A 10,094-nucleotide genomic window follows, 5' to 3' on the forward strand; every position below is an offset into this window, starting at 1 on the left:
GTGCCGGGGGTGGGGCGTGCCGAGGGCGGTGTCATCAGGAGGCCTTGCGCACGCCGGGGAGGTGGCCCACGTGGGCCTGGGCGCGCACGTTGATCCGGGAGAGGCCGAACGCCCGCAGGTGACCGCGGGGCCGCCCGTCGAGGGCGTCCCGGTTGCGGACCCGGGTGGCGCTGGCGTCGCGGGGCTGCCGGTCCAGCACCCGCCGCGCCGCGGCCTTCTCCTGCGGGGTGGCCGTGGGCCGGCGCAGGACGTCCTTCAGCTCGGCGCGGCGTGCGGCGAACCGCGCGACGACGGCCTTGCGCCGCTCGTTCTTCGCGATCTTGCCGGTCCTGGCCATCAGACCTTCCCTCCCCGCGCGCGGATGACGGCGACGGCCTTCTCGATGCCGATGCGGTCCACGGTCCTGATGCCCTTGGCGCTCAGCGTGAGCCGGACGGTGCGGCCCTCGCCGGGCAGCCAGTAGCGCTTGTGCTGGACGTTCGGGTCGAAGCGGCGCCTGGTGCGCCGGTGCGAGTGCGAGACGGAGTTGCCGAAGCCGGGCTTGCGGCCGGTGAGTTGGCAGTGTGCGGGCATGACGGTCCGTTCTGTCGTCCGGTGGGCCGGCGGAGCACCCACCGAGCTTATTGGAAATGAAAACCAGTTCTGTATAGTATCCGCCATGGACCCTGGTGTGGCGCGCCGCCCGCCCCTTCCACCCTGGCCGGCTGCACGCGGCGCTGGAGGACCTCAGCTGCGCCGCCGCCCGCAGCCGCGGCCGCTTCTGGCTGGCCGACCACCCCGACACCCTGTTCTCCTGGGAGGCGGCCGGTGGTGCGCTGTGCATCGAGGACGTCGGGCCGTGGCTCGCCGCACTGCCCGACACGGCATGGGAGACCGTGCCGGCCGAACGGCGCGTGGCGGCCGCCCTGGACTGGCATCCCGAACACGGCGACCGCGGCCAGCACCTCGCCTTCACCTCGCCCGGCCTCGACCGCGAAGGGCTGACGGCCACCCTCGACCGCTGCCTGCTCACGGACGCCGAGTACGCGATCGGACCGGCCGGCTGGCGCCGCCTCCCCCACGCCTTCGACGACTTCCTCGACCACGCGGTCTGAACCGCACGCCGCCACGACCACCGGAGACAGCACCATGACGACCGTCCACACCCCACGGCCACGGCCAAGGGCAGGGGCAGGGGCCGGGGCAAGGACGCCCGCAAGCCCCGCCCCAATCCGCTCATCGCCGTGGGCATCGAGTACGTCGACTACAAGGACACCGACCTGCTGCGGAAGTTCGTCTCCGACCGGGGCAAGATCCGCAGCCGGCGGGTCACCCACGTCACGGCCCGGCAGCAGCGGGCCCTCGCGCGGGCGGTGAAGAACGCCCGCGAGATGGCCCTGCTGCCGTACGCCTCCCGCTGACCGCACGCCCACCACCCGTACAGGAGACTCCGATGGCCGTACCCAAACGCAAGACCTCCCGCAGCAACACCCGTCACCGCCGGGCCGGGTGGAAGGCGGCGGCTCCCCACCTGGTCCCGGTCACCGCCGACGGCCGTGAACAGCTGGTGCCGGTCCACCTCGTCGCAGCGTTCCGGCGCGGCCTGCTGCCCGGGCGGGACTGACCGCGCCGCGCCGGACCGTCAGCGGCGGTGCCACTCCTCGGCCAGGAGCCGGTGGGAACGGACCCGGTCCTCGTGGTCGTGGGTGATGGTGGTCACGATCAACTCGTCGGCGCCGGTGGCCTCCTGGAGCTGCTCCAGCTGGTCGGCGACACGCTGCGGCGACCCGACGAACTGGGTCTCGACCCGGTCGGCCACCAGCGCCCGGTCCGCTTCCGTCCACGGGTGCGCCCGGGCCTGTCCGGGGGTGGGGAACTCGATGGCGCCCTCGGCGGTCCGGATGCTGCGGACCCAGGGGGCGTAGCCGGTGGCGAGCTCACGGGCCCTCGCGTCGTCCTGCGCGACGACGACGTCGGCGGAGACGCTGACGTAGGGCTTGTCGAGCACGCCGCCCGGCTGGAAGGCGGCACGGTAGCCGTCGACCGCCTCCAGGACGCTGCCTGGGCTGACGTGGTAGTTCGCGGCGAAGTGCAGTCCGTGGCGGCCGGCGACCTCGGCGCTCTGGCCGCCGCTGCTGCCGAGGATCCACACCTGGACGTCGGCACCCTCCCCCGGCACGACGTGCGCCTCGACGCCGTCCGCCGAGCGGTAGGTGCCGCGCAGCAGCGCCAGGATGTCGTCGACCTGCTCGCCGTAGTCCTGGGAGCGGGCGCCCGGCTGCTGGAGGAGGTGCCGCTGGAGCGCGATGCGCGGTGAGCCGAGCAGGTGCTCGAAGGAGAACTTCGGCGGGATCCGCAGCCCGCCCGGCGTCCGGCCGTCCACGACGGGTGTCGTGGTCGGCACCGGGTCCGGCGTACCGCCCGGCGGGCGTCCGCCGGAGCGGCCGAGCCCCAGGTCGAGCCGCCCCGGGTGCAGGGCGTCGATGAGGCCGAACTCCTCGACCGTGGACAGGGCGGTGCGGTGGCCGAGCTGGACGGCCCCCGAGCCGAGCCGGATCGTGGAGGTCGCGGCCGCGGTGAGGGCCAGCAGGACGGCGGGCGAGGTGCCGGCGACACCGGGGTTGAGGTGGTGCTCGGCGAACCAGTAGCGGGCGTAGCCGGACTCCTCGGCCCGCCGCGCGAGGTCGATGCTGTTGCGCAGGGCGTCGGCGGCGGTGGAGCCGGACGATATCGGGACGAGGTCGAGGACTCCGAGCGGTGTGCGGGACACGATGGGCGTTCTCCTCAGCGATGGGCGGGTTCGGGCGAGGACGGGGCCGGGGCCGGGGCCGGGCCCCAGGCGAACGGCGGGTCCGGGATGGCGCGCCGCAGCACCGGGGCGACCTCGGACTGGAAGAGCTCGAGCGAGCGGCGGTGCCGGTCGGGGGACAGCCCGCCCGCGTCCGCGTGGACGTGCAGCACCGTGTGGCCGAACCGCTCGTGGTAACGGTGGACCTTGTCGACGACCTGCTGCGGGCTGCCGACCAGCGCCGAACTGCGCGCCACGAAGTCCTCCAGCGTCGGGAAGACCGGTTCCAGGCCGAGCCGCTTCTGGAACGCCGACTGCGCCTCGAACACCGGGCGGTAGGCGGCGACCGCCTCCTGGGAGGTGCGGGCGACGTACAGGCCGGCCGTCCCGGCGCCGACCGCGATGCGGGCCGGGTCGTGGCCGTGGTGGGCCCAGCGTTCGCGGTAGTGGCGGATCAGTTCCGCGTACGGCTCGACGGGGTGGGTGACGTTCGCCGAGAACAGGGGGTCCCCGTAGCGCGCGGCGAGGTCCACCGACTCCTTGCTGGTGGCGCTGCCGTGCCACACCCGGATCGGCTGCTGCAGCGGCCGCGGCCATGCCTGCGCGTCCTTCAGCGCGGGACGGAACCGGGTGTCGGCGGTCACCTTCCCCTCCCGCCAGAGCCGGCGGAACACCTCGTAGCTCTCGGCGTTGCGGTCCCACTGGTCCTCGGGGGTGACGTGGAACAGCTCGCGCTGCGCCGTGCCGTTGCCCTTGCCGATGATCAGCTCCAGGCGGCCGCCGGACAGGTGGTCCAGCGTCGCGTAGTCCTCGTAGGCCCGCACCGGGTCGAGGAGGCTGAGCGTGGTCACCGCGGTGAACAGCCGGATCCGGGAGGTGAGGGCGGCGATGTGGCTGAGCACGACGGGCGGTGAGGAGGAGAGGAACGGCCGCTCGTGGCGCTCCCCCACGCCGAAGCCGTCGAAGCCCAGTTCCTCGGCCAGCAGCGCGTTGTCGAGCACCTCGCGGAACCGCGCGGCGGTCGGCTTCAGCGCCCCGGTCACCGGGTCCGGGGCGTGCACGATCAGGGTGATGGCCAGGAACCTCACGACGCGTCCCGCTCCGCCGCGGCGCCGGCGTCGGGGTGGGCGAGACCGAGGTGGTCGCGCAGCGTCGTCCCCTCGTAGTCGGCGCGGAACGCACCCCGCTCCTGGAGCAGCGGGACGACGGTGTCGGCGAAGCCGTCCAGGCCACCCGGGGTGACGTGCGGGACGAGGATGAAGCCGTCGGCGGCGTCGCCCTGCACGAAGTCGTCGATGGTCGCGGCGACGGTGGCCGGGGATCCCACGAAGGACTGGCGGTTGCCGGTCTCGATGACCAGGTCGCGGATCGACCACTTGTTGGCGGCGGCGAGCTCCCGCCACTCGCGGGCGGTGGTCAGCGGGTCGCGGTACATGCGCACCTGGGCACGGCCGCGGGCGACGGTGTGCTCTCCGGGATCGGGGTCGACGTCCGGGAGCGGGCCGTCCGGGTCGTAGGCGGACAGGTCGCGGTTCCAGACGAACTCCAGGTGCTTGATCGCGGTGGCCCCGCTGACCTGCTGCCGCCGCACCTCGCGGGCCAGTTCGGCGGCCTCGGCGTCGGTGTCGCCGAGGACGAAGGTCGCGGCGGGCAGGATGAGCAACTGGCCGGGACTGCGGCCGTACTTGGGCAGGCGGCCCTTGACGTCGCGGTAGAAGGCCCGGCCCTCCTCGAAGGTGCTGTACCGGCTGAAGATGGCGTCGGCGTCGGCTGCCGCGAACTCCCGGCCCTCCTCGGAGTCGCCGGCCTGGAAGATCACGGGGCGCCCCTGCGGGCTGCGCGGGACGTTGAACTGCCCGTGGATGTCGAAGTGGTGCCCCTTGTGCACGAAGGATCCGGCCCGCGCGTCGCGCAGGAAGGTGCCGGTCGCCCGGTCGGCGACGATCTCGTCGCCCCGCCAGGAGTCGAGGAGCTCGCCCGCGGTGGCCAGGAACTCCTTCGCGCGGGAGTAGCGCTCCTCCTGCGGGAGGAAGCCGCCGCGGCGGAAGTTCTCCCCGGTGAAGGCGTCCCAGGAGGTGACGACGTTCCAGGCGGAGCGCCCGCCGGAGAGGTGGTCGAGGCTGGCGAACTGCCGGGCCACCTCGTAGGGCTCGTTGAAGGTGGAGTTGATGGTGCCGGTGAGCCCGATGCGCTCGGTGACGGCGGCGAGCGCGGCGAGGACGGTGAAGGTGTCGGGGCGGCCGACCACGTCCAGGTCGTAGATCCTGCCGCCCTGTTCGCGCAGGCGCAGGCCCTCGGCGAGGAACAGGAAGTCGAACTTGGCGCGTTCGGCGGTCCGGGCGAAGTGCGCGAAGGAGCCGAACTCGATGTGGCTGCCGGCCTGCGGGTCACTCCACACGGTGGTGTTGTTGACACCGGGGAAGTGGGCGGCCAGGTGGATCTGCTTGCGCGGCTTGCTCATGGCGTACGGTTCCTCCGGCTCAGGCGGTCGCGCTGGTGGCGGCGTAGCGGTTGGCGGGGCGGGCCAGACCGAGCAGGCCGCGCAGGGTGCGGGCCTCGTAGGCGTCCCGGAACGCGCCGCGGCGCCGCAGTTCGGGCACGAGCCCCCGGGTGATGGCCGGCAGGTCGTGGCCGATCACCCCCGGGCGCAGCCGGAAGCCCGTGAGCCCGGCCCGCCGCCACTCCAGCAGGAGGTCCGCGAGGCCTGCGGGCGTGCCGGCGAAGACCTTCGCGTCGCTGGTGTACGACGTGCCGGCGAGGCCGTCCAGTCGCTCCAGGCGGGCCCGCGCCGCTCCGGCGTCGTCGTCGAGGAGGACCACGAGGTCGCCGAAGATGTGCAGGGGCTCGCGCTCCCGGCCGGCCGCCTCCTGGGCGGCACGTATCCCGGTGACGATCGAGCGGGCCTGGTCGCCGTCGTGCGGGGTCACGTATCCGATGTCCGCGGAGCGGGCCACGAGCCGGAACGGCACGTCGCTGTGGGCGAGGGCGCTGACGACGGGCTGGCCCTGGGGCGGCCGCGGCGTGATGGAGGGGCCCTTGACGCTGAAGTGCCGGCCCTCGAAGTCGACGTAGTGGAGCTTGTCGCGGTCGATGAAGCGGCCGGTGGCGACGTCGCGGATCTCGGCGTCGTCCTCCCAGCTGTCCCAGAGGCGGCGCACCACCTCGACGTAGTCGGCCGCCTCGTCGAAGAGGTCGGTGACCAGCTCCCGCACCGCCGGGGTGTCCAGGTCCTCGATGCCGAACGGGGGGATGGCGCGCCTGCCGAAGTGCGCGGCCTCGTTCCGCCGGGCCGAGACCTGGACGCGCAGTCCGGCCCGGCCGGTGCTCACGTAGTCGAGGGTGGCGATGGCCTTGGAGAGGTGGAACGGCTCGGTGTGGGTGGCGACCACCGTCGGCACGAGACCGATGTGCCGGGTCAGCGGGGCCACGCGCGCGGCGATCAGGACGGCGTCGAGACGACCGCGCACCTGGTCGGTGCGTCCGTCGGGTTCGGTGAAGTGGGACGACTGCGGACCGAGGGAGTCCTCGATCGTCACGAAGTCGAGCAGCCCCCGCTCGGCCTCGGTGACCACGTCCTGCCAGTAGCGGGCGGTGAGCAGTTCACGGGGCCGGGCCGTCGGCTCGCGCCAGGCGGCCGGGTGCCAGCCGGCCCCGTCGAGGGCCACGGCCAGGTGCAGCGGGGCGTTCGGCGAGGAAGCGGGAAGAGGGTACGGCGAAGGGATGTCCGAGGACATGGGAGGGGCCTTCCTGATCGACCACGGGTCTCAGCGGCCCTCGTCGGGAGGGCCGGCGGCGGGAACGGGGGTCAGGAACGACAGAGGGAGGCGGCCACGCGCTGCAGATCGATGTGCGCGCGGGAGTAGAGCAGGGGAGCGCGGTGTGGGGCGGGGACCACGAGGGACACGCGGGACGGCGTCGGCACGGACCTCACCTCCGCTCTGTCCGGATGCGGCGGGCGGCACGGCGCGCCCGTACTTCTCCTGTCAACGGAAACGCCTTCCCTAGCCGGTCTGTTCCCCCGGGCCGCCCGGGGTTCGCAGGAAGAGGAAGGTCGTCCGGCGGCGCAGGGTGAACCCGATCGACTCGTAGAGCCGGATCGCACCGGTGTTGACGGCGGCGGCATGCAGGAACGGGGTCTCCCGGCGGTCCCTGATCCCCGCGGCTACGGCCCGTACCAGCCGGGTCGCCAGGCCCCGGCCACGGTGACCGGGGTGGGTGCACACCGCGCTGATCTCCGTCCATCCCGGGGTCCGCAGTCGTTCCCCGGCCATGGCGACCAGGCGTCCGCCGTCCCGGATGCCGAGGTAGGTGCCGAGTTCGACGGTCCTGGGGAGGAAGGGGCCCGGCTTGGTGAGGGCGATGAGTTCCAGGATCTCGGGGACCTCGGCGGCGCCCAGTCGCACCGCCTCCGGGGCGTGTTCGGCGCGCAGCGAGGTGTCGACGAGCTGCACCCCCATCCCGCCCTCGACGAGTTCCCATCCGTCCGGCGGCTGCTGGGCGCCGGTGACCGCGACGGCCGCCCCCGGCCCGGCGAGCACGGTCAGGTCCGCCCAGGCCCGCGGATCGGCCGGGTCGGACAGCGCGGTGAACGGGGAGACGTCGGCGGGGTAGCGGGCGGCGAGGCCGACGCGCTCGGCGAACCGGGCGTGCGGACCGGTGAGCGCCGCCCAGGCGGGGTTGTCCAGGACGTGCGGTGCCGCCGGGCTGTGCGGGCGGTCCGCGGGGATGCTGAGGGACATGGCTGCCGGATCTCCGTACGGTCGTGCGGCGGACGGGGCGTCAGGAGTTGTCGAGCGGCAGTCCGGGCGGGTTGACCTCCGAGGTGCCGACGGCCTCGTTGGACAGGTTCCAGGCGGCGAGCCACTTGGCGTACTGCCCGTTCTCGATCAGGTGGTTGACCGCGGCCGCGACCGGCTTCGCGAGCCCGCTGTCCTTCTTCGCGGTCGCGGCGATCAGGCCCTGCAGGCTCGCACCGGCGCCGGAGAACTTGCCCGCGTTGCGGGTGGGGTGGGGGGTCGTGGCGACCTGGGTGACGTGGTAGGCGATGCCGGGGTTGGGGCCGAAGTAGGCGTCGATCTTCCCGCCGCTGAGCGCCAGATAGGTGCTGTTGTTGTCGGGGAAGTACTTGACGGTCAGCTCCTTGCCCTCCGTCTGGAGCTTCTTCCGCCACTCCAGGAGGATCTTCTCCTGGTTGGTGCCGGACCCGACCGCGACGGTCTTCCCGGCGAGGTTCCGGTAGTCGTCGGCGAAGTTCCAGGTGCTGTCCTTGAGGACCTCGAAGGCCAGGTTGTCCTCCCGGTAGGAGGCGAACTCGTACTTCCGCTTGCGTTCCTCGGTGTCGGTGACGTTGGAGAAGGCCACGTCGACCTTGCCGCTGTCGATGCCGACGAAGAGGTTCTCCCACGTCGAGTTCTTGAGCCGGGGCTTGAGCCCCAGCACCGCCGCGACCAGACGGCCGAGGTCGGGCTCGGCGCCGGTGAGGGTCTTCTGGTCGCTGCCGACGTACGCCAGCGGCGCGAAGCCGGCGGGCAGCGCGCCGACGCCGATGACCAGCTCACCTTTGTCGGCGACGGCCTTGGGCAGTCCGGCGCTGATGGACTTCACCTCCGTCACCTTCAGCGTGGTCTCCTTGGCCGCGCCGTTGGACAGGTTGCCCACGGTGACCGTTCCGGTGGAGGATCCCGCGCCGATGGTGGCGGAGGCCTCGCTGTCGCTCCCGCAGGCGGCGAGTCCGCCGGCGAGGAGGGTGAGGGCGGCGGTGGCCGTCAGGGTACGGATGAGTCTGCCGCGAGGGCGAAGAGTGCGCATGGCCGTCCTTGTCCGTTGTCTGTCGTTCGTCGTTCGTCGTTCGTCGTTCGTCGTTCGGTGGTCCGTGGAGCGCGGGGAAGCGGTCAGAGGACCTTGCTGAGGAATTCCTTCGTCCGTTCGTGTTCGGGGTGGTTCAGCACCCGGTCGGGCGGGCCCTGTTCGACGATCCGGCCCTCGTCGAGGAAGACGACGCGGTCGGCGACCTCCCGGGCGAAGCCGATCTCGTGGGTGACGATCACGAGGGTGGTGCCGCTGGTGGCCAGGTCCTTGATGACGGACAGCACCTCGCCGACGAGCTCCGGGTCGAGGGCGGAGGTGGGTTCGTCGAAGAGGATCACGCCGGGGCGCAGGGCGAGGGCCCGGGCGATGGCCACGCGCTGCTGCTGGCCACCGGACAACTGCCGGGGATAGGCCGCGGTCCGGTCGGCCAGCCCCACCCGGCCGAGCAGGGTGCGGGCCAGCTCGCGCGCCTCCGGCTTGCGCAACCGGCCGGTCGCCACCGGGGCGGCGGCCACGTTGTCGAGCACGGTGAGGTGCGGGAAGAGGTTGAAGTTCTGGAAGACGAAGCCGATCCGGCTGCGCTGGATGAGGATCACCCGCTCGCTCAGTTCCCTGAGGCGGGTGCCGTGCCGGCGTACGCCGATGAGCTCCCCGTCCAGGCTGACGTGACCGGCCTCGGGCTTCTCCAGGTGGTTGATGACCCGCAGCAGCGTGGACTTGCCGGAACCGGACGGCCCGATGACGACGGTGACCTCCCCGGGCCGGACCGTCAGGCTGATCCCGTCCAGCACCCGGTGGGCGCCGTACCACTTGTGCACGTCGTGGACCTCGACGGCGGCCGGCCGTATGTCGGTGGTCATGTCGCGGTCTCCGTCCGGACGCGGGCCCGCAGGTCGCCCAGGGCGATCCGCAGTTTCTGCAGGGGGGTCGGCGGGACGGTGCGCAGCGCGCCGCGCGAGTAGTGCCGCTCGACGTAGAACTGGACGACGGAGACGACGCTGGTGAGGATCACGTACCAGACGGTGGCGACCAGCAGCAGCGGCACGATGTCGCCGGGGTAGGTGCTGCCCATGCTCTGGACCGAGCCGAACAGGTCGAGCAGCGAGACGTAGAAGACCAGCGAGGTCCCCTTGATCAGCCCGATGAGCTGGTTGACGTAGTTGGGGACGACGGACCGCAATGCCTGCGGAAGCACGATCCTGGCGAACTGGTAGCGCTTCGGCAGGCCGAGTGCGGCGGCCGCCTCGTGCTGGCCCTGGTCCACCGAGAGGATTCCGGCCCTCACCACCTCGGAGGCGTAGGCCGCCTCGTTCAGGCTCAGACCCACGACGGCCACCACCAGGTCGGTGGCGAGCCTGGACTCGTCGAAGGTGAGGAAGGCCGGCCCGAAGGGCACGCCCAGGCTCAACGTCCGGTACAGCGCACTGAAGTTGTACAGGAACAGCAGCACGACGATGAGCGGCACCGAGCGGAACAGCCAGGTGTACGTCCAGCTGACGGCGCGCAGCACGGGGCTGCC

Annotated in this window: 12 protein-coding genes and 1 pseudogene; 3 read left to right on the forward strand and 10 right to left on the reverse strand. The window is 72.5% G+C overall.

Features of this window, described 5'->3' with window-relative positions; translation table 11 throughout:
* Positions 1 to 34: 34 nt before the first annotated feature.
* Together rpsN and rpmB are read right to left on the reverse strand one after the other, a co-directional pair.
* On the reverse strand, positions 35 to 337 hold the full coding sequence (gene rpsN, locus PV341_RS40410; RefSeq protein ID WP_500360409.1) for a 30S ribosomal protein S14: 303 nt from the start codon (positions 335 to 337) through the stop codon (positions 35 to 37).
* Entirely contained in the window at positions 337 to 573 is a 237-nt protein-coding gene (gene rpmB, locus PV341_RS40415) for a 50S ribosomal protein L28 (protein WP_499516046.1), read from the reverse strand. Before rpmB ends, rpsN begins: the two co-directional genes overlap by 1 nt.
* Before the next feature lie 89 nt (positions 574 to 662).
* On the opposite strand from rpmB, the pseudogene PV341_RS40420 reads away from it, so the two are divergent.
* From PV341_RS40420 to rpmF, 3 genes and pseudogenes are all read left to right on the forward strand, one after another.
* Positions 663 to 1,094 (forward strand): annotated as a pseudogene (locus tag PV341_RS40420) (CobW C-terminal domain-containing protein); the annotation flags it as partial.
* Positions 1,095 to 1,217: 123 nt separating this feature from the next.
* Positions 1,218 to 1,400: a 30S ribosomal protein S18 gene (gene rpsR / locus PV341_RS40425; RefSeq protein ID WP_500360418.1), complete on the forward strand. Its 183-nt coding sequence runs from the start codon at positions 1,218 to 1,220 to the stop codon at positions 1,398 to 1,400.
* Positions 1,401 to 1,432: 32 nt separating this feature from the next.
* Entirely contained in the window at positions 1,433 to 1,603 is a 171-nt protein-coding gene (rpmF, locus tag PV341_RS40430) for a 50S ribosomal protein L32 (protein WP_500323475.1), read from the forward strand.
* 18 nt (positions 1,604 to 1,621) lie between these two features.
* Here the strand turns inward: rpmF and PV341_RS40435 are convergent, their stop codons facing one another.
* The 8 genes from PV341_RS40435 to PV341_RS40470 all read right to left on the reverse strand — a co-directional run.
* A complete protein-coding gene (locus tag PV341_RS40435) occupies positions 1,622 to 2,749 on the reverse strand; it encodes an LLM class flavin-dependent oxidoreductase (RefSeq protein WP_499516042.1) in 1,128 nt (375 codons plus the stop codon).
* 14 nt (positions 2,750 to 2,763) lie between these two features.
* Complete coding sequence (locus PV341_RS40440) at positions 2,764 to 3,855, reverse strand: LLM class flavin-dependent oxidoreductase (protein WP_500360411.1); 1,092 nt, start codon at positions 3,853 to 3,855, stop codon at positions 2,764 to 2,766.
* Positions 3,852 to 5,228, reverse strand: coding sequence for an NtaA/DmoA family FMN-dependent monooxygenase (locus tag PV341_RS40445; protein ID WP_500323472.1), 1,377 nt, complete (start codon positions 5,226 to 5,228; stop codon positions 3,852 to 3,854). The genes PV341_RS40440 and PV341_RS40445 overlap by 4 nt, the downstream gene beginning before the upstream one ends.
* Before the next feature lie 19 nt (positions 5,229 to 5,247).
* Positions 5,248 to 6,501 (reverse strand): LLM class flavin-dependent oxidoreductase, encoded by a 1,254-nt coding sequence (locus PV341_RS40450; RefSeq protein WP_500323471.1) that lies wholly within the window; start codon positions 6,499 to 6,501, stop codon positions 5,248 to 5,250.
* 267 nt (positions 6,502 to 6,768) lie between these two features.
* A complete protein-coding gene (locus PV341_RS40455) occupies positions 6,769 to 7,506 on the reverse strand; it encodes a GNAT family N-acetyltransferase (RefSeq protein ID WP_500323469.1) in 738 nt (245 codons plus the stop codon).
* Between the two features lie 40 nt (positions 7,507 to 7,546).
* Complete coding sequence (locus PV341_RS40460) at positions 7,547 to 8,575, reverse strand: ABC transporter substrate-binding protein (RefSeq protein ID WP_500360413.1); 1,029 nt, start codon at positions 8,573 to 8,575, stop codon at positions 7,547 to 7,549.
* A gap of 83 nt (positions 8,576 to 8,658) precedes the next feature.
* On the reverse strand, positions 8,659 to 9,435 hold the full coding sequence (locus PV341_RS40465; protein ID WP_500360415.1) for an amino acid ABC transporter ATP-binding protein: 777 nt from the start codon (positions 9,433 to 9,435) through the stop codon (positions 8,659 to 8,661).
* Positions 9,432 to 10,094: amino acid ABC transporter permease (locus PV341_RS40470; protein ID WP_500360416.1), on the reverse strand; the 663-nt coding region annotated here is incomplete at its 5' end. The genes PV341_RS40470 and PV341_RS40465, both read right to left, overlap by 4 nt.

This window comes from Streptomyces sp. PA03-1a (genome assembly GCF_033792805.1).
In the GTDB taxonomy this organism is placed as follows: domain Bacteria; phylum Actinomycetota; class Actinomycetes; order Streptomycetales; family Streptomycetaceae; genus Actinacidiphila.

What these genes read in the sequence shown, in the direction of transcription:
- PV341_RS40445 (WP_500323472.1), bottom strand. Translation starts at nt 5,228, where the DNA reads ATGAGCAAGCCGCGCAAGCAGATCCACCTGGCCGCCCACTTCCCCGGT.
- PV341_RS40450 (WP_500323471.1), bottom strand. Translation starts at nt 6,501, where the DNA reads ATGTCCTCGGACATCCCTTCGCCGTACCCTCTTCCCGCTTCCTCGCCG.
- PV341_RS40460 (WP_500360413.1), bottom strand. Translation starts at nt 8,575, where the DNA reads ATGCGCACTCTTCGCCCTCGCGGCAGACTCATCCGTACCCTGACGGCC.
- PV341_RS40465 (WP_500360415.1), bottom strand. Translation starts at nt 9,435, where the DNA reads ATGACCACCGACATACGGCCGGCCGCCGTCGAGGTCCACGACGTGCAC.
- PV341_RS40455 (WP_500323469.1), bottom strand. Translation starts at nt 7,506, where the DNA reads ATGTCCCTCAGCATCCCCGCGGACCGCCCGCACAGCCCGGCGGCACCG.
- rpmF (WP_500323475.1), top strand. Translation starts at nt 1,433, where the DNA reads ATGGCCGTACCCAAACGCAAGACCTCCCGCAGCAACACCCGTCACCGC.
- rpsN (WP_500360409.1), bottom strand. Translation starts at nt 337, where the DNA reads ATGGCCAGGACCGGCAAGATCGCGAAGAACGAGCGGCGCAAGGCCGTC.
- rpmB (WP_499516046.1), bottom strand. Translation starts at nt 573, where the DNA reads ATGCCCGCACACTGCCAACTCACCGGCCGCAAGCCCGGCTTCGGCAAC.